This is a genomic window from Neobacillus sp. GCM10023253 (genome assembly GCF_042653105.1).
Taxonomy (GTDB): domain Bacteria; phylum Bacillota; class Bacilli; order Bacillales; family Cytobacillaceae; genus Neobacillus; species Neobacillus citreus.
The window spans coordinates 61,701-86,423 of record NZ_JBHSHV010000026.1 but is presented as its reverse complement, the minus strand read 5'-3'; the positions used below and the strand labels follow the sequence as shown (position 1 = coordinate 86,423).

Sequence of the window (24,723 nt, the reverse complement as noted above, 5' to 3'; positions counted from 1 at the left end):
GCGGAAGTATTGTATGAATATTGCCACTGAAGCTCAAGTCTATACACCAGAAGTAAAAAAGAAGAAAAAGTTCGCGGTTGGCCAAGCCATCAAGTACATTGTGGTTATTTTAGTTTCCTTGACGATGGTCCTTCCGTTTGTTTGGATGCTGTCTGCTTCTTTGAAACTGGAAACGGAGATTTTTGGATTTCCCATCAAGTGGATCCCGGAAACCTTCCGTTGGGAAAATTACAAGGAAGTTTGGACAGCTGTTCCCTTCCATATTTATTACTTGAATACGTTGAAAATTGCCGTCATCACGACGATTTTGGTGATTATCAACAGTTCCCTTGCAGGCTATGCGTTTGCCAAAATTAAATTTCCGGAAAGCAACCGGTTATTTTTTATCTATGTAGCCACAATGATGATTCCTTATCAGGTCATGATGATTCCGCAATTTATGCTGATGAAACAGCTTGGACTTGTGAATTCTCACTGGGCACTGATTATTCTTGGCGCCTTTAATCCATTTGGCGTGTTCCTGTTCCGCCAGTTCTTCCTATCGATCCCGGATGAATTGCTGGAAGCAGCAAGAATCGACGGCTTGAGTGAGTTTGGCATCTACTGGCGGATTATCCTGCCATTATCCAAACCAGCCATCGCGACACTCGTCATTTTCTCATTCATGCATTCCTGGAATGATTTCTTGGGACCGTTAATCTATCTGACATCGGATCATTTATACACATTGCAGCTGGGCATCCAGCATTTTATCACTGAGTATAACACCGAGTATTCCCTGCTAATGGCGGCAGCGGTATCGGCTGTTGTGCCAACCATCATTGTTTATTTCTTAGCACAGGACCATTTCATCAAGGGAGTTGCCAACACGGGAATCAAAGGATAAAGGAGCGAACTGATGAACAAAAAGCCTGCAAAAGGATTATCTGTTCTGATCATACTGTCTTTACTCATTACCATGTCCGTCAATGTACCATTGATTTTTGCTGATGATACCGCTAATCGTTTAGTAAACACAGGATTTGAAGAAACCCAGAAGGCTGCGTCTGGCTGGGACCAATTAGGTGCAGCCAACTGGAGCGTGTGGAAGCCTACAGGAAAACCAATTGTGTCGATTTCCGAGGATGCAAGCCACACTGGAAAATATGGGCTGAAAATTACCGCCGCCGAAACCGCACGAGAATCTGTAAATCAGGATGTCCTTGTAAAAGGCGGCAAAACCTATTTATTAAGCACGTGGCTGAAGACGGATAATATCGTCAGCGGCCAGGGGGCACGGATCAGAGTGACCACCTTTGAGAAAGGGCAGCAGCTCGACCTGCTTTACTCAACTCGGCTAACCGGGACTCATGATTGGTCACAAATCAAAATGGAGGTAAAGCCTCCGCAAAATTGCGATAGCATCCGAGTCCAGCTTTTCTTTGAAACAGGAACAGGAACCGTCATGTTTGATGACGTTTCCTTACAGTTGATTGACCCGGCTACATCGATTGCGATTGAAAATAAGGAAGTGACGATTAAAGAGCAGGAGACAGCGGTTTTGAATACCAAAATGGAACCAGCTGATGCCAGCTCGAAAATTTCCTGGTTCTCAAGCGACAATTCTGTTGCCACAGTGGATAACAACGGCACGGTAACAGGAGTAAAAGCCGGTGATGCCGTGATTATGGCAGTAACGGATAATGGCCTGACTGCCACTAGTACGGTCAAGGTTTTAAGAAATGACGCCCTTGAACGGCCAGCGATTGAACAATTGGAATTGTCACCAAAAAAACTATCATTAACGGCAGGGCAGCTCCGCCTGCTACAAACGCAGGTTACTCCGGAAAATGCAGACACCGGGCAGCTTGTCTGGACGTCTTCCAATGAAGAGGTCGCTTCAGTAAATAACGGTCTTGTGGAAGCGAAAGCTCCGGGAACAGCGGTCATTTCTGTCGCGACAGCTGATGGGGAGATTAAAAGTGAAAGTCAGGTCACTGTTACAGCAGCTGTCGTGGATGAATACGACAAGCTTCGTCATAAGTGGGAAAACCAAATGACCAGTCTCGACTACTACGATGCTTCGAATGAACGAATGAAGCAAATGGTATCAAGCCAAACGAAATCGGCGCAGTCCTTATGGAGGACAATGGTTAAGAACAAAGACCGTTCCTTCCTTTGGTATGAGTACAGAAGCACTGATAATTCCGCCGATATTCGTGACAGCTACCGGAATCTGACGACTATGGCTAAGGCATTTGCCAATGAAAATTCGGCCCTTTATCGCAACCCGCAATTGTTAAAGGATATTGAGGATGCCTTAGAGTGGCTTTATCAAAACCGCTATAACGAGAATATTCAGCAGTACAGCAACTGGTGGCACTGGGAAATCGGCGTGCCGAATGAACTAAACAGTATCATGGTGCTTTTATATGATTATTTGGATCAGGAAACGATTCACCGCTATCTGAATGTGATTGATCATTTTCAACCGGATCCGACTAAATCAGGTGCGACGACTCCTAGTAATTACCGTGAAGCAGTCGGCGCCAACCGTATAGATGTCAGTAAGGTAGTCGGCGTACGCGGCGTTCTTGTGAAGGATGGTGCGAAAATCACAGCAGCTCGCGATGCACTGAGCCAAACCTTTGAAAACGTGACGTCAGGCGATGGTTTTTATGAAGATGGTTCGTTTGTTCAGCATGAGGACGTTGCCTACACCGGTTCTTATGGAAATGTATTAATCGAAGGGTTGACCGATATGCTTGATTTATTAAGCGGTTCGACCTGGGCTGTAACGGACCCTAAGGTGTCCAATGTCTATGACTGGATTGAAAACGCCTTTGAACCATTCATGTATAAAGGCGCATTGATGGATATGGTCAGAGGAAGAGCGATTTCCCGCAGTTTCCTTCAGGACCATCAGGCCGGGCAAACGATTACCAAAGTAGTGATTAGGCTGGCGCAATTTGCACCGGAGCCGTATGCAGCGAAATATAAGAGCATGGCCAAATCATGGCTTCAGGAAGATACGTACTTGGATTATTTATCAAGTTCCAGCAATTTCAAGGACATGGTCCTGGCTAAACAGCTGTTGGACAATCAAGACATTAAGCCACGGGGCGAGCTTGATTACCATAAGATCTTCGCATCGATGGACCGTGTGGTGAACAAGAAACAAGGCTATGCTTTTGGCATCAGCATGTATTCCAACCGGATCCAAAACTATGAAGATATGAATGATGAAAACCGCAAAGGATGGTACACAGGCGAAGGGATGACCTATCTGTACAATGCCGATCTCGCCCAATACAGCGATGATTTCTGGCCTACTGTTGACCCTTATCGGATGCCTGGAACGACGGTTGATACGATGAGGAGGGCAGACGGCAGCGGGGAACATAATTCACCAGAGTCTTGGGTTGGAGGATCTACGCTTGACCGATTTGGTACAGCAGGCATGTCTTACAAAGCTTGGAATAGTTCTTTAACAGCGAAAAAATCATGGTTTATGTTCAATAACGAAATTGTCGCGCTTGGCGCAGGAATCACAAGCGGGGACAACAGAACAATTGAAACGATTGTAGAGAATCGAAAAATCCGTGACAACGGCTCAAACGAACTGATCATCAATGGGGAAAAACCAGACTTAACCAATGGGCAAAACCATACCGCTGAAGCCAAGTGGGCGTTCCTGGAAGGAAATGTGCCGGGGTCTGATATCGGCTACTATTTCCCTGAAGGAAAAACCCTTACCGTGAAAAAAGAACAACGGACTGGCGCCTGGAAGGATATCAATTATACCGAACCAGCGAAATCTATTACGCGTTCCTACGCCACGATGTGGTTTGACCACGGCGTGAATCCGGCAAATGACACGTATTCCTACGTGCTGCTGCCGGGCTTAACAACGGAACAAACAAGCCAATATGCCGCCCAGCCGGAGATTTCAATTTTACGAAATGACACGGCCGTTCAAGCAGTGCAGGAACTGAAGGAAAATATCATCGGGGCAAACTTCTGGCTGGATGAAAAACAAACAGTTGGGCCGTTAACCGTTTATCAAAAGGCGTCGGTAACGATGCAGGAGAAGGATGGCGTGCTGACACTGGCTGTTTCCGACCCAACGATGCAAAATACCGGCATGATTGACATTGATTTTGACGGAAAAGCCTTCGAGGTACTCGAAGCCGATGAACAGGTGCAGGTTGTGGAAACGAAGCCTTCCATTAAATTGAAAGTGAACGTCAACCAAGCACATGGAAAGTCCTTCACTGTCAAATTAAAAATGATTCCAAGTGTAAAAGGAAACAGTCCACATTCGATTAGATAAACGTAAGAAAAAAAGGAGCGAGACAAATGGAGAGTCAACAAAGACCGAATCTCATCTATATTTTTGCCGATCAATGGCGCCGTCAGGCTGTCGGCTATGAAGAGGAGGACCAGGTGATTACGCCAAATATCGATGCTTTTGCGCAGGAGGGGACGATTTTTTCCCATGCTGTCACCTGCTCTCCATTGTGCTCTCCTCATCGGGCCTCTTTGCTGACGGGAAGGTACCCAAACAGCACGGGAGTCTATACCAATTGCAAGGTCGGGGCGGATGTTATGTTGAATCCTGATGAAACTTGTATCAGTGATGTGCTCTTGGAGAACGGCTACCAGACGGCCTATATTGGCAAGTGGCATCTTGATTTGCCGGAATTAAACGTGACCGACAAGCCGGAATCCGGGGCCTCCGGCTGGGATGCCTATACTCCGCCTGGACCGAAACGGCACGGCTTCCAATACTGGTATTCCTACGGGGCATGGGATGAGCATCTCGCTCCGCATTACTGGCAGGACAGTCCGGAAAAAATCAAAGTCAACCAATGGTCGGTTGAGCATGAAACGGACCAGACCCTTAAGTATCTTCAACACCGGGATAAAGAGCAGCCGTTTGCCTTATTCTTATCGTGGAATCCGCCGCACAGCCCGTTTGATCAGGTGCCGGAAAAATACCGGAAGCTGTACGACAGGGAGCAAATTACCTTAAGGGAAAACGTGAACCAGTCCACCTTTTTGGTGCATACCGGGGAACCAGTGGACGGCGGTATCGAGGAATTAAAGGACAAACAATTAAACTATTTTGCTGCCATCTCAGGAATCGATGACCAGTTCGGAAGAATTTTGCAATTTTTAAAGGGAGAAAATTTGGAAGAAAACACGATTGTTGTGTTGACCTCGGACCATGGTGAAATGATGGGGTCCCATGGCTTGATGGCGAAGCATGTGTGGTATGAGGAATCAATCGGCATTCCTTTTTGTGTTCGCTGGCCAGGGGTGATACCGCAAACAAGAACGGATCTTCTGCTGAACACCGTCGATATTATGCCGACCCTGTTGAGGCTGCTGGATTTAGAGATTCCTAGTTCGGTAGAGGGGACGGATTTATCCGGGTATATCCTGAACCGCCAGAGCGGAGGACCGGGGGAGGCGTATATCAGCGCCTATCCGGGCCGAAAGGAAGCGATTGAAGCGTTTCGTGAAGCGGGACTGGATAATCGGGAATTTGGCTGGAGAGCCGTTCGAACCCATGACTTTACCTATGTGATTCACCATGGCTATGCCCCTGGTGATGGATTGGTCCGTTTGCTATATGATTTGAAAAATGATCAATACCAGCTTCACCCGGAACAGATTGAAAATCCATCCGGCCATCCGGTCGCAGTGGTGCTTGAAGGAAAGCTGTGCCGCTGGCTGAACGACTTAAATGATCCTTTTTACAACAAACTTAGAGGTGTTATGAAATGACCGTATATGCAGCCGAAGTACGCAAGGAAGACATTAAAAACATTGAACGTTTTACAAAAGATCCGGCAGTTGACCACGCTTTTGTGGAAAAAGCCATTCAGCATGTGTTGGCCAAAATTGACCAGAGTCTAGATGTATTTACAGACAAGTTTCCTGATTCCAACAGTGAGAATCTTGTCTACAAACCGATTGAAAACGTGGAATGGACAACGAGCTTCTGGACCGGGATGCTGTGGCTTGCTTATGAGTACACCGGGGAAGAAAAATACCGGAAAGTAGCAGAGAAGCAGATTCAGAGTTTTAAAGAACGGATCGAAAAACAAATTGAAGTTGACCATCATGACCTGGGCTTCCTCTACACATTAAGCTGTGTTAGTGCCTATAAATTGACTGGCAATGAAGAAGCAAAGGAAATCGCCTTAAAAGCAGCAGATTTGCTCATTACCCGCTATTACGATAAAGCCGGTATTATCCAGGCCTGGGGCGACCTTAACGATCCGAAGCAGCGCGGCCGGATGATCATTGACTGCAACCTGAACCTGCCGTTGCTTTATTGGGCATCGGAGGTAACTGGAAAGCCACATTATCGGGAAATGGCCCAGTCGCATGTCAAGCAGGCAGCCAAATATATTGTCCGTGAAGACGCCTCCACTTTCCATACGTATTACATGGATCCGGAAACAGGCGACCCATTGTACGGCAATACTCACCAAGGCTTTGCTGATGACTCGTGCTGGGCGCGCGGGCAAGCTTGGGGTATCTATGGGTTTCCGCTCAGCTACCACTATACAAGTGATTGGAGTTTAGTTGAGGTAGCGAAGAAACTAACAAACTATTATTTAAACCGTTTGCCGGAAGATGAGATTTGCTACTGGGATTTAATTTTTACAGAGGGTGACGAGGAGCGGGACAGCTCAGCGGCAGCGATTACAATCTGCGGCCTGCTCGAGATGGCAAAGCACATGCCGTTAACCGACCCGGAAAAACAAATCTATGAAAATGCTGCCTTAAAAATGGTGCAGTCACTATATGAAAACTATCGGACCGAGATCGACAGTGAAGCAAATGGAATCCTCAAGCATGCGGTCTACTACAAAGCCGGCGGCCGCGGCGTGGACGAAAGCTGCATCTGGGGCGACTATTACTATTTCGAAGCGTTAATCAGACTTGTGAAGGATTGGAAGATGTACTGGTAAATCTTTAATGATTTGAAAGGGGAAATGTTAGGATGGATGGCAAGCTTTATAAAACAATGGAGTTTATCATGAACGCGTTTTTGTTGAATGCACTTTGGCTGGTGATGTGCCTGCCCATCCTGACCATTTTCCCTGCCACTACAGCCATGTTTGGGGTGGTCCGGGAATGGCAAAAGCAAAAAGATATTCGCGTCATTTCCGCTTATTTCCGTCACTTTAAAGGAAACTTTAAGCAAAGCTTTGTTCTTGGCATTTTATGGATCGTCTTTACCTGTGCGCTAATCGGCGATTTTATCATCACGAACCAACTGAATTCGGGCCTAAAATACGCACTATTTGCGTTTTTCTTCCTATTAACCATCGTATACCTGTTTGCGTCGATTACGATTTTTCCTGTCATCGTTCATTACCGGGTATCTTGGAAAGGCGCGATTAAGAATGCCATGCTGCTTTCGCTTGGCAAGCTTCATTTCACGCTGCTTTCCCTTGTGATTATCGCCGGGGCAGTGGGGATTGTTTTTTACTTCCCAGCAGCTTCAATGTTGGTCTTTAGCGTTGCTGCCTACCTAATTTATGCCTTGGTATCAAAGGGGTTTCATACGGAGAGAAAAGTTCAAACTAATGGCCAGACAGCTGCTTTTTAACATTTCAATTTCATCATGAAAGAAGGGGCAATCATGTATCAGATTTTAGTGACGGGACATGGAGGATTCCCGTCCAGTGTCCAATCTGCTCTCTTCTATTTAATGGGGGACAATCCGAATCTATCCATCTTAGAGCTTCCTGAAGGGATGACTCACGCAAAAGAAGTGCACCTTTATCATAAACTGACTGTTTTACATAATGGCAAGAAAGTGACGTTTTTTTAAGGAGGGGCGGCCATGAAAAAGTATAAAGTTTTAAGCGGCGTGATTGAGTCTGGTGTTGTCGCGGTTGTTAGAGCAGATAGCAAAGAAGAGGCGATTGCTATTTCTGAGGCTTGTGTGGCAGGCGGAATAAACGCCATCGAAATTACATTTACTATCCAGGATGCCGAGGTGGTCATTAAGGAATTGGCTTCTTATTTTTCGGAGCGCCCGGAGGTTATCATCGGGGCAGGGACGGTATTGGATGAGGTTACCGCGAGAATCGCGATTATGGCGGGTGCTCAATTTGTTGTCAGCCCTTGCTTTGATGAACCGACAGCCAAGCTTTGCCACTTATATCAAATTCCCTATATGCCGGGCTGCATGACGATTACAGAAATCAAGAATGCGCTGGAACATGGAGTGGACCTGATTAAATTATTCCCAGGTGATACGTTGGGACCGGGCTTTGTGAAAGCAGTCAAGGCTCCGCTGCCACAGGTGAATATCATGCCGACCGGCGGAGTCAATCTCGATAATGTAGAACAATGGATTCAAAATGGCTGTGCCGCTGTTGGTGTCGGAGGCAATCTGGTAGCACCGGCGAAAACAGGAGATTACGAGAAAATTACTGAAATTGCGCGGCAATATGTAGAGAGAGTTCATCGGGCACGCGGGGGATTAGGATGAAAAAGGTTGTCACACTGGGAGAAATCATGCTGCGTTTATCGACACGGGAGGGAGTTCTTCTAAAACAGGCAGATCAACTGAGCGTGAATTATGGGGGAGCCGAGGCAAATGTTGCTGTTTCTTTAGCCAATTTTGGTTATCAGGCCTATTTTGTAAGCAAGATTCCTTCCAACCCGCTAGGCATGGCGGTCGAACGGCATCTGAAATCCCATGGAGTCCAAACCGATTACCTCATCAAAGGCGGAGAACGGCTGGGAGCCTACTATATCGAAACCGGGGTAGGCGAGCGAAGTGCACAGGTGACCTATGACCGAAAGTACTCGAGTTTTTCTAGGCTTGAAGCCGAAGAGGTAGAGATTGAGAGGATCTTGGCTGGAGCTTCTTTAATCCATATTACGGGAATCACCCTGGCCCTGTCTGCCTCTTTACGCGAGCTTGTCTTGAAGATTTTTCAAAAAGCAAAGGATATGGAGATAAAAGTCAGTTTTGATTTTAACTATCGTTCCAAGCTATGGTCGCAGCAGGAGGCAGCCGAAGCGTTTCAACAGCTGATGCCGTATATCGACATTTGTTTCTGTGGCGAATTGGACGCTGTGCATTTGCTTGGGCTTCCCCAAGTTAATACGGAAGTACCTCCGGAGGAACGGCTAAAAATCTATTATCAGAGGATAAAAGAACTTTATCCGAATCTTGAATATTTGAGTTCTACATCCCGCACAGTGCTTTCGGCATCGAGCAATCGATTGCAAGGAAACCTCTTTGTTAATGGGGAGCTGTTTCAATCGAAAGTGCATCGGATTGAGCCGATTGTTGACCGCGTTGGAGGGGGTGATTCGTTTGCAGCAGGAATTTTGGCGGGCATTTTGGAAGGACTGCCTGCACAGCAGATCATTTCTTTCGGAACAGCTGCCTCTGCATTAAAGCACACCGTTCAGGGGGACTGTAATCCGTTTACTTGGGAAGAAGTTCTTCAGTTTGCTGCTACGGAATCGGGAGCAATTAAGCGGTAAGATTCTTTGGCTTTTGGGGTTGTAATTTTACACTCTATCGGCGAATTTTGAGGTCCTACCGGCGAATTTCGACGTTCTATCGGCGAATTTTTGCATTCTATCAGCGAATATCAAGGTTCTATCGGCGATTCGCGGTAATCATCTAAAAAAATTACAAAAAAAGGAGATATGAATTATGGAAACACGTTATGCTCACCATCCAGAGGATATGAAAAAATACACAACCGAGGAGTTAAGAAGAGAATTCCTTGTCGAAACATTATTTGAACCAGGTCAGGTCCATTTAACCTATACGCATGTGGACCGGATGATTTTTGGCGGGGTAACGCCTGCGGATCAGGAATTAACAATTAAGCTCGACAAAGAATTGGGAGTCGAGTATTTCTTAGAACGCCGCGAACTCGGAATTATCAATATTGGCGGTGAAGGCTCCGTTGTCCTTGACGGTACGGAATATGAAATGCAACAGCGTGACGGTCTTTATGTCGGCAAAGGTACTAAGGAAGTGTTATTCCGTTCCAAGGATGCGGCCAATCCGGCGAAGTTTTATATCAACTCTGCACCGGCTCACCATACGTACCCAACCGTTAAAATCGATATTAACAAAATCGATCCGCTGCAGATGGGAGCTCCGGAAACATTGAACGAGCGAAAAATCTATCAATATGTACATCCTAACGTTTGTCAGAGCTGTCAGCTGCAAATGGGCTTGACGATGCTTGCACCGGGAAGCGTGTGGAACACGATGCCATGCCATACCCATGAGCGCCGGATGGAAGTGTATTTATACTTTGATATGGAACCGGAAACTCGCGTTTTCCATTTCATGGGGAAACCGGATGAAACAAGACATATAGTCATGAAAAACGAACAGGCAACGATTTCACCAAGCTGGTCCATCCATACAGGTACCGCAACAAGCAATTATACCTTTATCTGGGGCATGTGCGGCGAAAACATTACGTATAGCGACATGGACCATGTAAAAATGGAAGATTTGCGCTAATTAAAACACAGAAGATGCATCATGAGCCCCGACAAGCGCGCTAGCTTTGCGGGGCTTAGACGTTAAATTCTAGAAAAATATCATTTTGGAGGTAAATAGAATGACTCTTACATCATTTTCACTGGATTACTTTAGTCTTGCTGGGAAAGTAGCGATTGTTACAGGGGCCAATAAAGGGTTGGGGCAGGCATATGCTGTGGCGCTTGCCAAGGCCGGTGCCGATCTTTTTGTTGTCGCGAGAAGCGGAGATTGTGAAGAAACTCGGGCCTTAATTGAAGAAACGGGCAGCAGAGCCGAATTTTTTCAAGCAGATTTAAGTGACCGGGCTGCGGTCAAGCAAGTTGTTCCCGAGTGTTTAAAGGTATATGGGAAAGTGGATATTTTGGTCAACAATGCCGGCACCATCCTTCGTTCACCGTTAGTCGAGTACAAGGAGGAAGATTGGGATACCGTCATGGAGGTCAATTTGAATTCGTTGTACCTGTTAAGCCAGGAGGCAGCGAAAGTGATGGTGGAGCAAAAGAGCGGAAAAATCATCAATATCGCCTCGATGCTTTCGTTCCAGGGCGGCAAGTTTGTCCCTCCGTATACAGCCAGCAAACATGCCGTTGCGGGACTGACAAAGGCCTTTGCCAATGAATTGGCTGAACATAATATTCAAATCAATGCGATTGCACCGGGCTATATTGCGACAGACAATACGGCCCCAATTCGAGCCGATGAAAAGCGAAACGTTGAAATCCTGTCGCGTATTCCGGCAGCACGATGGGCAGACCCGTCTGACCTGATGGGCACCGTTGTTTTTTTAGCGAGCAAGGCCTCCGATTATATGAATGGGCATGTTCTGGCAGTCGACGGCGGCTGGCTGGCGAGGTAAAACTCTATCTGTCCACTTGGGTTATAAGATCTGTGTCTCAAAAAATTTCTTTTTAGGATGGTGTATTTATGGGGAAAAATCTAAAGAAAATTTTAGCGACATCCGTAACATTAACGACCTTTTTAACAGTTCCGGCGATAGATTTCAACAACTCTGTTCAGGCTTCTGAACCGTCGGCATCTGCTGTCACCGAGACAAACCCAGCAGAGACTGTAAACGACCTTAATCAATTAAAGGTAAACTTTAAAGAGTATCTGGTTGGCAATGAAAGTTTGAATACGAACCCATCGCTAGTCAGTAAAATCAATTCTGTCCATAATACAGCCAATACTAGACTTGGGGATTTCCTTCCAATAGAGGGAAGGGCACAAGGTCTGTTCAAAGGCGTCGTTCTTGGAGAAGATCCCAAAAATTTAAGCAACTCCTTTTTATATTTATACCAAATGGCGCTGGCTGCCAAGACCTATAAAGATCCTAGCCAAGCCGGGAATAATTTTTACGAAAATAAGGAACTGATCAATAAGGTCATTGATGGGTTGGATTGGCTGTATGCCAATCACTTTGCAGACCAGGAAAAGGGTTACTACGGGAACTGGTATGAATGGGAAATAGGCGCCCCAATCAATGTTACGAAAATCCTGCTTTTATTAGAGGATGAGATTAGAGCTTCTAAACCGGAATTAATCGATAACTATGTTAAGTCCATGGACCTTTATTTAAGAAATGGAAAAGACGGAGATATTGATTTAACCGCCCGTCAACACACAGGCGCCAACCTTGCCGATATTGCCACCAACCGAATTATCCAAGGGGCACTTACTGGAGATGGGCAGCGGGTTTCAAAGGCAGTGGCCAATATCCTGACTGTTTTTCAAACGATCGACCCTAATCATATTGTGAATGGGAATACGGATGGATTTTATGAGGACGGCTCATTTATCCAGCACCACCGAGTTGCTTATACCGGTTCTTATGGAAAAGTTCTCTTAAATCGGATTATGCAAACCATGAATATTTTAAACGGCAGTTCTTACAATCCGGAAGAAATATTGGTTCCAACCGTTCAGAATTGGTTATATCAAGGGTTCTCCCCCGTTATCTTTGAAGGGTATATGATGGAAATCGTCAAAGGTCGAGCAGTTTCAAGAACGGGGACAGGGTATCAGGATGTAACAAGCATCGTGGAAGCAATGCTAGATTTATCGAACAAACTAAATAAGGAGGACAGTAAGCGTTTAAAATCCTACATCAAATATATTGCGCAAACGTCCAAAGGAGGGATTAATCCAAACTCCTTCACCTCCTATAATGCCATTATTACCTTTAACAACATCATGGCAGATAGCCAAATTGAGGCTAAAGACGCGATTGCGGAAGAAAATCATTATGCGTTTAATTTAATGGATAAAACAGTTCATTTACGGGATTCCTTTGCGTTTGCTTTTTCTAGAAGCTCTGACCGAATCAGCAAGTATGAGTATATGAGTGGCGAAAACTTAATGCCATGGTTCCAAGGCGATGGCGCGTATTACTTATATTTATCAGGAAGGGATCAGACAAAGTCATTTGGGGCTGATTACTTGGCAGCCATTGATCCTTATAAACTCCCAGGGACCACTGTGCCTGTAGAGGAGAGAAAAACTATTCCCGAGCTGTATGGTGGAAAGCTTTTCTATGAAAATACCAATCATCCATTAAATTTCTATGCATCGTCAGTTTCGCAAAATGATTATGTTTATTTTCCAGTAGGAACAAATCATTACTCTGGAGGAGTCAAGCTTGGGAAATACGGAGTTTCCGGTATCCAGCTTGGTGATGAGATTGGTTATCGGGATAAACAGGCAGGGCTGCTCCCTGAAGACTTTGTCGCATATAAAAATGCCAATGCCAATAAATCAGCCTTTATGTTTGATGACGAAATCGTCCTGTTAGGTTCTGGTATTCAGGATCAGCTGGGGAGAGAGGTTATTTCTACTATTGATAACCGTATGTTCGACAAAAATGAAACGAGTTCCGTGGCTGGGGAAACCTATGAAAATGTTAAATTAGCGAACCCGGCTAATGGTCAATACGACCTAAAATGGATTCATTTCAATACGAATGGAGAAGGAACAAAGGTAGGTTATTACTTCCCTGAGCTTTCCAATATCCAGGTTTCAACAAACACGGTAACGGAAAGCCTAAGAAAAATCCGTACTGGCAATCCGGATACTAAGGTTACTAAAAACTTCTTTACCTTAGGAATGGAACATGGAGAAAATCCGCAAAATGCTAAATATGCTTATGTAATTTTGCCGAACTTTGGTGAAAACGAAACGGAACAGTATGCAAATAATCCAGGTGTGAAAATTTTAGCTAACACCGAGGATGTCCATGCTGTTGAGCAGACGAAGCTTGGGCTAAAAGGATTTAACTTTTTTGGTGATAAAAAGAGAACGGTCAGTAATGTAACATCCTATAATCCAGCATCAATTCTAGTAAAGAAGGATGGCGATACGGTAACCGTTGCCGTCTCCGACCCGACGCTCAGCTTGGAAAAAATGAAGCTTGAAGTTGCGTTGCCGAAGCCAGTAGTAGTGGAAGCAAGCGAGGGTGTGAAAGTATCCGTATCTAGTAAAAAAGCTTTAATTCATATTGACTCTAAGAATTCTAATGGAAAGAGCTTTGAAATTAAGTTCAAGATTAAAGGGTAATCTGGCTTTAGAGACAAAACACCATGAGGAGAAGTCAAAAATGTCTTTGATGAGGCTTCTTAAAGACAAAACGGCATGAGAAGAAGGCAAAAATGTCTTTGATGAAGCTTCTTAAAGACAAAACGGCATGAGAAGAAGACAAAAATGTCTTTGATGAGGCTTCTTAAAAGACAAATCGGCATAAGTAAGAGTCTAAAATGTCTTTAATTCAAGCTACCATTGTCGAGTTAGGCATATTTGTAGATTAAAATGCTACCGCTTTAGGATGCAAATTGGGATGTTATGACTGGAAAGAATAATAAGAAAGGCCGGTGAATCAAAAATAACCACCGGCCTTTCTTTTAATCTAAAAAATCTTTTTCTATTAAAAAATCTTTCTATTAATTACTCATCCCATGTTGCGTAAGATTTCTTTCCCTTACTCTTTTTTCCGGCTAATGAAATTTGACCATTTCCGTATACAGGTTCACGGGCACCGTCTATAGCAGGGTCTACAAATTGGAAAAACCATTCGTCCAATTGTTCTCTCATTTTAGAAACAATATCGTTCAGTTGAGGCACATCAATTAAATTATTCTTTTCGTCTGGGTCATTAACTAAATCATACAGTTCGTGAGGTCCATAAGGATATCTATGAACATATTTCCATTCCTTGCTTCTGATCATTCTTACAGGACCATATTCATCAAAAACGACGACACTCTCTCTTTCTTCTATCTCCTTATCTTCTAGTATATAGTTAAAACTTTTTCCAGGGAGTTCGTTGGAGATAGGATTTTCAATACCTACATACTCAAGGATGGTAGGCATAAAATCATAGCCACTTAAAAGTGAATCGTTTACTTTGCCGAGTGGAATTCTTCCGGGTTGACTCAAAATGGCTGGAACTTTTACAGAAGTGTCGTACATGTTTTGTGGGAACGTACCATTTCCTTTTCCCCAAATTCCATGATGACCCATGTTCATACCATTGTCCCCAAAGAAACAAACAAGTGTATTTTCTGATAATCCAAGTTGCTCAAGTTTATCAAGAATACGTCCGATGTTCATATCCATTGCAGAAACTGCAGCATAGTATCCCTGGAGATTCTTCTCTCTTGAATGTTGATATCCAGGTGGATTTTTGATCATCCATGGATGGTTTTCTTCTATGGGGCAAGAATCAAAAGTACAATCTGAATATAAATCTAGGTATTCCTGAGGGTGATGACCAACCCATGGACTATGAGGCGCTGTGTAATGGACACTCAAATAAAAAGGTTGATCGGATTTTGAATTTTTATCAATGAATTGAAGGGCATCATTTGTAATTGCATCTGTAATGTATTCCGGTTCTATTATTCTTTCGCCATTACGAATCATTGGGGCATTATAGTATGGGCCGCCGCCTGATTCATGTACATACCAATGGGTAAAGCCTTTTTGTGGTAACGTGCTATTACCTAGGTGCCACTTACCGCTAATGCCACAAGTATAGTTACTTTTTGCTAACAAATCTACGTAAGTTAATTGGTTTTCTAAGTATTCAATTGGATTATCTTTTGTATTACCTTCTCTTATCCAATCATGTACTCCATGCTGAGAAGGGATACGCCCCGTTAGCATGGATGCTCTAGCAGGTGAACACACTGGTGAAGTACAAAAAAAGTTTTCAAATCTAATGCCATTTGTTGCAAGACGGTCTAAATTTGGGGTTTTAATTTCGGTATTACCTGCACACCCCATTGCCCATGCACCTTGGTCATCCGAAAGGATAAAAACAATGTTCGGCTTGTTTTGTGAGTTTTTAAAAGTCATAGGAAATCCTCCCAGGAAATTTGATTATATATTTTGTTGTTACACTGAAACACCGCGTAGTTAGGGGTTCAACAAAGTATTTTAATAATTATATACCTATAACGGGTTGACCCAACAACCCGTTAACATTTATAATTATAAATAAATTTCAGAATAAATGCAATTTACAGAACGAATTAAATTCGGAGCTTAATAGTCTTGGGGGGTGGGATGCAACAAAGTATTTTTTCAAATTATCGGTTGATGTTATAAAGGCAATTAAGGGTTTCGAAGAATAGGGGGGTACTAATGAAACTAATAAAATTGTTTACGGTTGGTTTAATGATCTTTTCATTATTGCTGGCAACAGCATGCAGTAATTCGGCTTCGAGTACAAAAGCAGACAAAGTTACACTAAAGTATTGGTCCATGTGGAACAAAGGTGAAGCTCAGCAGATCGTCATTCAAAAAATCATTGATGACTATGAAAAAGCTAATCCAAATGTAGATATAGACGTTCAATGGATGGGGAGGCAGGTTTTGGCAAAGGTCCGAACTGCTTCATTATCAAACGACGCACCTGATTTGACTGATAAATCTTTTGATGAATTGATGGGAACTTTGATCAGTAAGGATTTGACAGAGCCTTTAAACGACTTACTTGAAAAACAGATACCAAATGAAAAAGTCCCATTTGAAAGTGTATTAATTGATAACTTGCTAGAAAAAGTAACATACAAAGACAATGTAGTCTTTATTCCCTATGAAGTGATTAATTCAGGTTTTCACTATAACGAAAAGTTATTTAAAGAACTTGGGGTATCTGCACCAAAAACATGGGATGAATTTGTTTCAATCGGTAAAAAGATGAAATCAGAAGGTATCGCACCGCTGGCTCAAGATGGAAATATCGATTTTTATAATGCTTACTATTATTATTGGCTAACGAATAGAATTCTCGGACCTTCAAAATTCAAAGAGGCAGCTGGAGATAAAACAGGTGCATCATGGGATGACCCGGGCTTCTTACAAGCGGCTGAAAAAATTGAAGAAATCGTTAAAGCAGGGTTCTTTATGGAGGGATATCAGGGCAGTCAATATCCAGCTGCACAAACTGCATGGGCCCAAGGTAAATCGGGGATGACTCTTAATGGTAGCTGGCTTTCAAAGGAAACAAGTTCCTATGCCCCTGCAGGATTTAGTTATCGTGCTTTCCCTTTTCCTCAGGTAGAAGGTGGTAAAGGGGACTATCATAGTACAGAATTTTATTTAATTGGCTGGACTGTACCTAAGGGTGGTAACGTGGGATCAGCAAAAGACTTCTTAGCTTTTGCGATGCAGAAGAAATATCAGCAAGAATTAAGTGGTAAATCAAGTGTTATTAGTTCTCGTAAAGATATTCCAGCACCAGAAACTCTTAAAGATTTTAAATCTATGATTGAAACAAGTACGGGTTATCACCCGGTATATGATGGATTAAGAGAAGCTTATCCTGAATGGTGGAAGACAGTGTTTTTACCATTAGATGATAAGTTGGTTTTTGGAGAAATTACTGCTTCGGATTTTATAAAAGAATTAAAAGCTCAGTCTATCAAGTATTGGCAAAAAAATTAAGGTAATACAGGTGACCCGTCTTCTTACTCCCTTAGAAGACGGGTTCATTAAAGGAGGCTGTTTGATGGAACGAAGTAGAAAAAAACTCATTGTTCCTTATTTATTGCCAGCTATTATATTATATCTAGGGTTTTTCCTTATCCCAGCTTTTTATGGGGGGTATATTAGTTTTCAAAAGTGGTCTGGGTTTAACGAAGCAATGCAGTTTGTAGGTTTAGAAAATTATTCTCGCATTTTTAGAGATCCTGTTTATTGGAGTTCTTTTAAAAACATGATGTTAATCTTAGTAGTCGGGGGAATTTATGTTTTCCTCATCAGCTTTTTATTTACTGCGTTGATGAGTCATGGACTAAAGGCAAAAAAAGCAATTCGGGCCATTATTTTTTTCCCTCATATAATCGCTCCAGTTGCTATGGCTGTTATTTGGAATTATCTATATCGGTATGACATTGGATTATTTAACTCAATTCTTGGTGCGTTTAATGTAGATCCTATAAATTGGACCGGGCCTCAAAATATCATGTCGTCAGCACTCATAAGTATTGTTTGGTATAGTGTAGGTTTGTATCTGGTTCTTTTACTTGCGGGTGTGGATAAGATTCCTAATACACTTTTTGAGGCAGCAAGAATCGAGGGAGCTTCAACCTTTCAAATTTTCGTGAAGATTACCTTGCCCCTAATCTGGGATGTAATGTCCATTGCTATTATTCTATGGGGAATTCATGCTATCCGCTTGTTTGACTTCCTTTTTGCACTAGGGGGAGCAGAACCGCCAGTGAGAATCTGGAATACAGCACTGTATCAATATTTGTTAGGGTTTGGTGAACGGACACCGATTTATGATTTGGGATATTCAAGTGCTATTGCGGTTTCAATGGTATTGATTGTTGTAATCTTTGTAGTTTTTGGAAGAAAGTTATTTAGACGAGATGTTTATGAATTTTAAATTGGGGGGGAATCGATAATGGGAAAAAAGATTTTTTTCGGGGCTTTTTCTTTTCTTGGAAAGGGATTTGTTTATCTATGGGCCCTCTTTATTTTATTGTTGCTTTTTTGGGTATTCCTATCATCCCTAAAAACCAATCAGGAACTATTTACGAGTATTTGGTCTTGGCCAAAAGAATTTCAATGGGGAAATTATTATACAGCATGGATACAATCAGATTTAGCTAGTTACTTTTTAAATACTATTTTTGTAGTTACACTGTCTGTTATCGGGATTGTTGCAGTTTCAGCTCCAGCTGCCTACGTATTGTCCCGAATAGGTTTTAAAGGAAGAGAATTTATCACGAATTCATTTGTTATTGGGATAGGGATTCCATATCAAGCAGTCCTAATTCCTATTTATCTTGTTCTATTAAAACTGGGAATAATCAATACCCTTTTTGGATTAATTGTTGTATATGTTGCTTTATCCTTACCGTTTTCAATCTTTATTTTAACTGGCTTTTTTAACACATTATCGACAGAAATTGAGGAAGCTGCTGCTATTGATGGAGCTACCGCAAACCAAACGTTTTGGAAAATCATGTTGCCTATGGCCCGACCAGGTATTATTACAGTGGTAACCTTAAACGCCGTGGGGTTATGGAATGAGTTTCTTTTAGCTAAAGCATATATAAACGTGGATGATAAATATACGTTGTCAGTTGGGTTGTATCAATTCTATTTATCCATGCAGTATAACTCGGATTGGGTAGGACTGTTGGCAGGAGTTATTATAGTTATTACCCCAATTCTACTGTTCTATTTCTGGCTCTCTGATCGTGTTATTGAAGGGATGACAGCCGGAAGCGGGAAGTAGCTTATCAAATCCTTCGGAATACAAATATAATATTTTTCAATCGGAGGGGTGTTAAGATTATGAAAAAGCCAAATATCTTACTAATCACCAGCGACCAGCAGCACTACGATACAATCGGTGCCTTTAACCCTGAGATTTCAACCCCGAACCTCGACCGGCTGGCAAGGGAAGGAACGACATTTCAGCGCGCCTATTGTCCGAATCCTACCTGTACGCCGGCAAGGTCGTCCATTATCACTGGCACCTATCCAAGCCAGCACGGTGCCTGGACACTAGGAACAAAACTAAACGAGGATCATCTGACAGTCGGAGATGTTTTCGTTGAAAATGGCTATCGGACTGCACTTGTAGGCAAAGCTCATTTCCAACCGACGCGAGCAACGGATGAATACACGTCGCTGGAGTCAATGCCGCTCCTTCAGGATATCGAGTTCTGGAAATCTTTCAATCAGCCATTCTATGGCTTTGAAAAAATCGAACTGCTTCGTAACCACACCAATGAATATTTAGTAGGTCAGCATTATGTGGCTTGGCTGGAGGAGAAGGGGTACCATGACTGGAAGCAGTATTATATGCCGCCAACTGGAACGATGGATCCGTCTATCACCTATCAGTGGGGGATTCCTGAAGAATATCACTATAATAGTTTTATTGCGGAAAAAACAAATGAGCTTCTCGAAACCTACCAAGAGCAGGACGAAAATTTCTTCCTATGGGCGAGTTTTCCCGACCCGCATCCTCCTTATTTAGTTCCTGAACCGTGGGCCTCAATGTATGACCCTGATAAGCTGACGATTCCGGAACTTTCCCCGGGAGAACATGAGAAGAATCCGCCGCATTTTCAAAAGACGCAGGAGGAGAATCCTGATTTTTCCTACCTGGCGGAAACAGGCTTTGGCATTCACGGCTATCACTCCCACCTGCTGCCGGAAGACGACCGAAAAAAATTAGTGGCGAACTACTATGGTATGATTAGTTTTATGGATAAGTATATTGGTAAGATTCTAGATAAGCTGGATGAATTGGGCATCGCCGATGATACCATTGCTGTGTTTACAACAGATCACGGTCATTTCTTCGGCCAGCATGGGTTGCAGTACAAAGGCGGGTTTCATTATGAGGATTTGATTAAACTTCCATTTATTGTCCGCTATCCTGGCAAGGTTCCAGCGCAAAAGGAATCGCATGCCATGCAATCGCTGGTTGATTTGGCTCCGACCTTTTTATCAATAGCCGGCATCCCTGTCCCGCCCATTATGTCGGGCGAAAACCAAAAGGATGTTTGGCTTGGCAGCAAAGAAAAAGCAAGGGATCACATCCTATGTGAGTTCCGCCACGAGCCAACGACTATTCATCAAAAAACCTACGTGGATGATCGATATAAAATAACCATCTATTATCGGCAAACCTATGGTGAAATATTTGACCTCAAGGAGGACCCAAAGGAAGTAAATAATTTATGGGACCATCCTGACTATCAAGAGTTGAAAAAAGAGCTTCTATTAAAATACGCCTGGGCAGAGCTGCATAAAGAGCAGCTGCCAATGCCGAGAATTTCACATGCATAAGGACGAAGGACCAAATTTTACAACAAGAAGGAGATAATCAAAATGGCGCAGGGCTGTTTAACTTCCCAACAACATTCACATATCGGTGTCATGTGGAAAACCGTTTCCGAAGCGTGCAATCTCGCTTGTGATTATTGTTATTATAGCGGCTGCGGCGGCCAGCCCGGGAAAATTGATAAAATCGATCCAGCTATCCTTGAAAAATTCATCAAAGAATATATGGTGCTGACCAACGGGGTAGCCTCCTTTGCCTGGCAGGGAGGGGAACCGCTATTAGCCGGCTTGGATTTTTTTAAACAGGTTGTGTTTCTGCAAGCAAAGTACGCACCAAAAAATACCATCATCAGCAACTCGCTGCAAACGAATGCGACGCTGATTACCGAGGAATGGGCAGGATTTTTTAAACAATACAATTTCCTCATTGGTGTCAGTCTTGATGGCCCAAAGGAAGTCAATGATGCGAGAAGGGTGACCGGGCATGGGAAGGGAAGCTTTGACCGGGTAATGCGTGGAATTGATTACTTGCGAAAGCATCATGTCGATTTTAATATCTTAACGGTCATTCATCAAGACAATGTGTGGCGGGCAAAAGAGCTGATGGAGTTTTATCAGCAAGAAGGCTTTTCTCATGTGCAGTTTATACCTTGTATGGACTTTCGGGCGCAGGAGCCAAATAAGCCGGGGCAATATCTGATTACTCCGGAACAATACGGTCAGTTTTTATGTGAGGCGTTTGACATCTGGTATAACGACGGCAATCCGAACCGGTCTGTCCGTTTCTTCGATAACATTCTGAGTGCCTATCTGCATCAGGAGGCGGAATTATGTATTCACCGTCAGACCTGTCCAAAAACGCTGATTCTAGAACAAAATGGCGACGCCTATCCGTGCGATTTTTATATTAATGATGATTATATGCTTGGGAATGTTGGTCAGGATTCACTAATCGACATCCTTAATAGTCCAAAGTATGATGATTTTCTTGGCTTGAAGCCTACTTTGCCGGAGAAGTGCAAAAGCTGTGAGTTCTTAAAGCTATGCCATGGCGGCTGTCCAAGAAATCGAGCCTGGAACCAAGCAGATGAGAAGGTGAATCCAGATTATTTCTGTGAAAGCTACATGCAGGTTTATAAGCATGGACATGAACGGATGGAAAGATTAGCAGAAAGTATAAAGCTTCAATGGCTGCAAAATCATCTTAAGGCAGGGCGCCCAAAGCCTGAAAGAAATGATTTGTGCCTGTGTGGGAGCGGGAAGAAGTTCAAAAAATGCTGTGAAAAATTTGTTCAAATGGTTTAACTTTCCTTAATGGGGGAATGAAAATGGATCTAACAACAGGCTTCTTGCTTTTACTGATTGGGATCCTGGCTGGAGGTTATGGAACGATTGTCGGTGCCGGCGGCGGCTTTATTTTTGTGCCGGCACTGCTGCTTCTTTTTAAAATGGAGCCTGCAATTGCTGCAGGATCAGGACTTATTATCGTGTTAATTAATTCTTTGTCTGGTGTAGTTGGTTATGCAAAGCAAGAGAAGATTCAATATAGAACGGGGCTTACGCTCGCTATTGGTGCCCTGCCTGGTTCCTTTCTTGGGGTTTGGCTGCTCCAACTCTATTCATCTAGTTACTTCTATGTGATATTTGCTACGTTGTTGGTTGGATTGGGTATCTTTTTATTTACCAAAAATCTTCCGGATAAATTAAAAAGACACCAGCCTTCTGATGGGTATGCATACATAGCGGTCAGTGCTTCCGGGGGAAATGCGGGTTCTTTTGATACGGAGGTTATCAAGGACGAGAAAGAGAGCCAATCGTTGAAAAAATGGCTGATCCCGCTCGGGTTAGTGATCGGCATTTTATCCAGTTATCTCGGAATCGGCGGCGGCTGGCTTCTTGTTCCCATCTTAATCTATGTATTTAAAGTACCGACGCACAATGCGGCGGCCACGTCCATTTTTTCGCTATGTCTTTATTCAACGATCGGTGTGATGGCGCAGCTATTCTATGGCCATGTTGATTGGCCAGCTGTCATCTTTGGCGGTATCGGTGTGATCGTCGGTTCACAAATCGGGGTCCTGCTCTCTCAAAAAATCCCCGGCAAAGTCATCATCCAAATGCTATCTGTACTGTTAATATTTATTGGGGTTCGGATGTATTTTTCCTAAAATGAAGCACGGGGACGGTTCCGATGCCTCACAATTGTGAGGCACAAGAACCGTCCCCGTGCTTCGCTTATGCGATAAATCGGGACGATTGTGGTAAACTGTTGATAGTTTATTTTGTTACGAAATAGGTGAGTTTGGTGAATTCTGCGGGGATTACTTTGAATGAGCTGCTTCAACTTCCGGTTTTAAAGGATGCTAGGGTGATTAGCGGGGAGAAAGGGTTAAACCGGATTGTAAGATATATCGATATCATGGAGGTGCCGGATATAAGCGGCTGGCTTCGGGAGGGTATGCTGCTGCTGACGACTGCCTATTCCATCCGTCACGAACTGGGCTTGCTTCCGAAACTAGTCAAGGAAATGGCGGAGGCTAATGCTGCGGCGCTAGCAATCAAGCCGGAACGATTTATCCATGAAATTCCTGCTGCGATGATTCAAATGAGCAATACTTTTGATTTACCCATCATCCAGCTTCCAAAAGGAATTCCCTACATAGATATTACGCAGGCGGTAATGGAACAAATCATCGATAAGCAATCCTCTCTGCTTCGAAAATCGGAAGAAATTCATAAGATGCTCACCATGTTGGTTCTCGAAAACACTGGTATCCAAACCGTTGCAGATAATGTTGCCGCATTGCTGAATTCTCCGATCTGGCTGATTGATAATACTGGAGAAACAATCGTTGCTTCACCATCTGAAGCCCACTTCCATTCTTCCCCCCATGCGCGTTCCTGGGTGATAAGGGTGGACAAGGAAACAGCGGGTAAACTGTTCGTTGATAAGGATGAACTGGGTGAACTCGATCAGGTTTGTATCGAGCAAGCTCGGCTCGTCTTTGCACTGGAATTAATGAGAAGAAAAACAGCTTTGGATACTGAGAAAAAGCTGCGCAGTAATTTTATTGAGGAACTACTGTCCGGTCTGCCGTTGTCTAAACAGGAAATCATTAGTAAAGGGAACCAATTAGGCTTAAAACCAGATGCCTTGTGGGAAATAGTCATCGTTGAGGGCGACAAGGCAGATATCTCTTCATTCATGGAAAAGCTAAGTAGATTTCTTTCCGATGAATCACAAAAGCTGCCTGTAAAGTCCCATATCCATTGGCTTGGAGATCGCCTGATTTTGCTGCTTGGTTCTCACAATCAGGAATCCCAATCGAATCATCAACGTACGGAACAGACTACTTGGCGGGAAAAATTGCAGTCATGCATTTGTGAATGGAAGGGAATTCGGTTCGGCTTCGGCGAAAAGATGCTTCTTTGGGACGTACAGCAAAGCTATTTGCAAGCTAAATCAGCGATTATGTTGGGCTCGAGAGTAGATAATATGAAAAAGGTTTTTACCTTTGAGGAAATCGAATTGTTTCAGTTAATCATGGATGCCGCGGAATATGTAGATATAGACAAATTTGTTGAGAAAAGAATCGGAAGGCTTTCTCAATATGACCAAAAGAACGGAACAGACTTATTGAAAACCTTTTACTATTATTTATTTACCCGCGGAAGCCTGAAGGAAACAGCCAAGCATATGTTTTTACATCGAAATTCTGTAAAATACAGAATTGATAAAACCCTCGAGCTATTCGGTTTTGACATCGAAAATAGTCATGAAAGAGTTGTTCTTTTCTTTTGTCTTAGCTATCATCTGTTAAAAAATGAATAGGGCTTATTTTGGGTCCTTTGTGCTCACGGCACAAAGGACCCTCTTT

General features: G+C 43.3%; 19 protein-coding genes. 18 read left to right on the top strand and 1 reads right to left on the bottom strand.

Annotated features, from left to right (window positions below; all coding sequences use genetic code 11):
• The first annotated feature begins 13 nt into the window (after nt 1–13).
• The 11 genes from ACFPA1_RS23085 to ACFPA1_RS23035 all read left to right on the top strand — a co-directional run bounded on the left by ACFPA1_RS23085 (nt 14) and on the right by ACFPA1_RS23035 (nt 14,089).
• Complete coding sequence (locus ACFPA1_RS23085) at nt 14–886, top strand: carbohydrate ABC transporter permease (RefSeq protein WP_213117518.1); 873 nt, start codon at nt 14–16, stop codon at nt 884–886.
• Nucleotides 887–898: 12 nt separating this feature from the next.
• Complete coding sequence (locus tag ACFPA1_RS23080; protein ID WP_378586047.1) at nt 899–4,312, top strand: polysaccharide lyase family 8 super-sandwich domain-containing protein; 3,414 nt, start codon at nt 899–901, stop codon at nt 4,310–4,312.
• A gap of 26 nt (nt 4,313–4,338) precedes the next feature.
• The gene (locus tag ACFPA1_RS23075) at nt 4,339–5,772 is read left to right on the top strand and encodes a sulfatase (RefSeq protein ID WP_378586045.1); all 1,434 of its coding nucleotides are present in this window, start codon (nt 4,339–4,341) and stop codon (nt 5,770–5,772) included.
• Entirely contained in the window at nt 5,769–6,968 is a 1,200-nt protein-coding gene (locus tag ACFPA1_RS23070) for a glycoside hydrolase family 88 protein (RefSeq protein ID WP_378586042.1), read from the top strand. Before ACFPA1_RS23075 ends, ACFPA1_RS23070 begins: the two co-directional genes overlap by 4 nt.
• Nucleotides 6,969–7,000: 32 nt before the next feature.
• The gene (locus ACFPA1_RS23065; RefSeq protein WP_378586040.1) at nt 7,001–7,612 is read left to right on the top strand and encodes a YesL family protein; all 612 of its coding nucleotides are present in this window, start codon (nt 7,001–7,003) and stop codon (nt 7,610–7,612) included.
• 33 nt (nt 7,613–7,645) lie between these two features.
• The gene (locus ACFPA1_RS23060; protein WP_378586037.1) at nt 7,646–7,837 is read left to right on the top strand and encodes a hypothetical protein; all 192 of its coding nucleotides are present in this window, start codon (nt 7,646–7,648) and stop codon (nt 7,835–7,837) included.
• A gap of 12 nt (nt 7,838–7,849) precedes the next feature.
• Nucleotides 7,850–8,503, top strand: coding sequence for a bifunctional 4-hydroxy-2-oxoglutarate aldolase/2-dehydro-3-deoxy-phosphogluconate aldolase (locus ACFPA1_RS23055; protein WP_378586034.1), 654 nt, complete (start codon nt 7,850–7,852; stop codon nt 8,501–8,503).
• Nucleotides 8,500–9,513, top strand: coding sequence for a PfkB family carbohydrate kinase (locus ACFPA1_RS23050; RefSeq protein ID WP_378586032.1), 1,014 nt, complete (start codon nt 8,500–8,502; stop codon nt 9,511–9,513). Before ACFPA1_RS23055 ends, ACFPA1_RS23050 begins: the two co-directional genes overlap by 4 nt.
• Nucleotides 9,514–9,688: 175 nt before the next feature.
• On the top strand, nt 9,689–10,519 hold the full coding sequence (gene kduI / locus ACFPA1_RS23045) for a 5-dehydro-4-deoxy-D-glucuronate isomerase (RefSeq protein WP_378586029.1): 831 nt from the start codon (nt 9,689–9,691) through the stop codon (nt 10,517–10,519).
• 100 nt (nt 10,520–10,619) lie between these two features.
• Nucleotides 10,620–11,396 (top strand): 2-dehydro-3-deoxy-D-gluconate 5-dehydrogenase KduD, encoded by a 777-nt coding sequence (gene kduD, locus ACFPA1_RS23040; protein ID WP_378586027.1) that lies wholly within the window; start codon nt 10,620–10,622, stop codon nt 11,394–11,396.
• A gap of 68 nt (nt 11,397–11,464) precedes the next feature.
• Entirely contained in the window at nt 11,465–14,089 is a 2,625-nt protein-coding gene (locus ACFPA1_RS23035; protein ID WP_378586024.1) for a polysaccharide lyase 8 family protein, read from the top strand.
• 384 nt (nt 14,090–14,473) lie between these two features.
• On the opposite strand, the gene ACFPA1_RS23030 is transcribed toward ACFPA1_RS23035, so the two are convergent.
• Nucleotides 14,474–15,886, bottom strand: coding sequence for a sulfatase-like hydrolase/transferase (locus ACFPA1_RS23030; RefSeq protein WP_378586021.1), 1,413 nt, complete (start codon nt 15,884–15,886; stop codon nt 14,474–14,476).
• 288 nt (nt 15,887–16,174) lie between these two features.
• Here ACFPA1_RS23030 and ACFPA1_RS23025 point away from each other — a divergent pair, with 288 nt between their 5' ends.
• The 7 genes from ACFPA1_RS23025 to ACFPA1_RS22995 all read left to right on the top strand — a co-directional run bounded on the left by ACFPA1_RS23025 (nt 16,175) and on the right by ACFPA1_RS22995 (nt 24,677).
• On the top strand, nt 16,175–17,479 hold the full coding sequence (locus tag ACFPA1_RS23025) for an ABC transporter substrate-binding protein (RefSeq protein WP_378586018.1): 1,305 nt from the start codon (nt 16,175–16,177) through the stop codon (nt 17,477–17,479).
• A gap of 64 nt (nt 17,480–17,543) precedes the next feature.
• Nucleotides 17,544–18,425 carry a carbohydrate ABC transporter permease gene (locus ACFPA1_RS23020; protein WP_378586016.1) on the top strand — a complete coding sequence of 294 codons (882 nt, stop codon included), beginning with the start codon at nt 17,544–17,546 and terminating at the stop codon, nt 18,423–18,425.
• A gap of 18 nt (nt 18,426–18,443) precedes the next feature.
• On the top strand, nt 18,444–19,283 hold the full coding sequence (locus ACFPA1_RS23015) for a carbohydrate ABC transporter permease (protein ID WP_378586013.1): 840 nt from the start codon (nt 18,444–18,446) through the stop codon (nt 19,281–19,283).
• Nucleotides 19,284–19,342: 59 nt separating this feature from the next.
• Nucleotides 19,343–20,851, top strand: coding sequence for a sulfatase (locus tag ACFPA1_RS23010; protein WP_378586011.1), 1,509 nt, complete (start codon nt 19,343–19,345; stop codon nt 20,849–20,851).
• 42 nt (nt 20,852–20,893) lie between these two features.
• Nucleotides 20,894–22,150, top strand: coding sequence for an anaerobic sulfatase maturase (locus ACFPA1_RS23005; protein ID WP_378586008.1), 1,257 nt, complete (start codon nt 20,894–20,896; stop codon nt 22,148–22,150).
• 23 nt (nt 22,151–22,173) lie between these two features.
• The gene (locus ACFPA1_RS23000; RefSeq protein ID WP_378586006.1) at nt 22,174–23,013 is read left to right on the top strand and encodes a sulfite exporter TauE/SafE family protein; all 840 of its coding nucleotides are present in this window, start codon (nt 22,174–22,176) and stop codon (nt 23,011–23,013) included.
• A 137-nt stretch (nt 23,014–23,150) separates the two neighbouring features.
• Complete coding sequence (locus ACFPA1_RS22995) at nt 23,151–24,677, top strand: PucR family transcriptional regulator (protein ID WP_378586003.1); 1,527 nt, start codon at nt 23,151–23,153, stop codon at nt 24,675–24,677.
• Nucleotides 24,678–24,723 lie beyond the last annotated feature (46 nt).

Coding starts and splice junctions, on each gene's coding strand:
- ACFPA1_RS23085 (WP_213117518.1), top strand. CDS start 14: ATGAATATTGCCACTGAAGCTCAAGTCTATACACCAGAAGTAAAAAAG.
- ACFPA1_RS23080 (WP_378586047.1), top strand. CDS start 899: ATGAACAAAAAGCCTGCAAAAGGATTATCTGTTCTGATCATACTGTCT.
- ACFPA1_RS23075 (WP_378586045.1), top strand. CDS start 4,339: ATGGAGAGTCAACAAAGACCGAATCTCATCTATATTTTTGCCGATCAA.
- ACFPA1_RS23070 (WP_378586042.1), top strand. CDS start 5,769: ATGACCGTATATGCAGCCGAAGTACGCAAGGAAGACATTAAAAACATT.
- ACFPA1_RS23065 (WP_378586040.1), top strand. CDS start 7,001: ATGGATGGCAAGCTTTATAAAACAATGGAGTTTATCATGAACGCGTTT.
- ACFPA1_RS23060 (WP_378586037.1), top strand. CDS start 7,646: ATGTATCAGATTTTAGTGACGGGACATGGAGGATTCCCGTCCAGTGTC.
- ACFPA1_RS23055 (WP_378586034.1), top strand. CDS start 7,850: ATGAAAAAGTATAAAGTTTTAAGCGGCGTGATTGAGTCTGGTGTTGTC.
- ACFPA1_RS23050 (WP_378586032.1), top strand. CDS start 8,500: ATGAAAAAGGTTGTCACACTGGGAGAAATCATGCTGCGTTTATCGACA.
- kduI (WP_378586029.1), top strand. CDS start 9,689: ATGGAAACACGTTATGCTCACCATCCAGAGGATATGAAAAAATACACA.
- kduD (WP_378586027.1), top strand. CDS start 10,620: ATGACTCTTACATCATTTTCACTGGATTACTTTAGTCTTGCTGGGAAA.
- ACFPA1_RS23035 (WP_378586024.1), top strand. CDS start 11,465: ATGGGGAAAAATCTAAAGAAAATTTTAGCGACATCCGTAACATTAACG.
- ACFPA1_RS23030 (WP_378586021.1), bottom strand. CDS start 15,886: ATGACTTTTAAAAACTCACAAAACAAGCCGAACATTGTTTTTATCCTT.
- ACFPA1_RS23025 (WP_378586018.1), top strand. CDS start 16,175: ATGAAACTAATAAAATTGTTTACGGTTGGTTTAATGATCTTTTCATTA.
- ACFPA1_RS23020 (WP_378586016.1), top strand. CDS start 17,544: ATGGAACGAAGTAGAAAAAAACTCATTGTTCCTTATTTATTGCCAGCT.
- ACFPA1_RS23015 (WP_378586013.1), top strand. CDS start 18,444: ATGGGAAAAAAGATTTTTTTCGGGGCTTTTTCTTTTCTTGGAAAGGGA.
- ACFPA1_RS23010 (WP_378586011.1), top strand. CDS start 19,343: ATGAAAAAGCCAAATATCTTACTAATCACCAGCGACCAGCAGCACTAC.
- ACFPA1_RS23005 (WP_378586008.1), top strand. CDS start 20,894: ATGGCGCAGGGCTGTTTAACTTCCCAACAACATTCACATATCGGTGTC.
- ACFPA1_RS23000 (WP_378586006.1), top strand. CDS start 22,174: ATGGATCTAACAACAGGCTTCTTGCTTTTACTGATTGGGATCCTGGCT.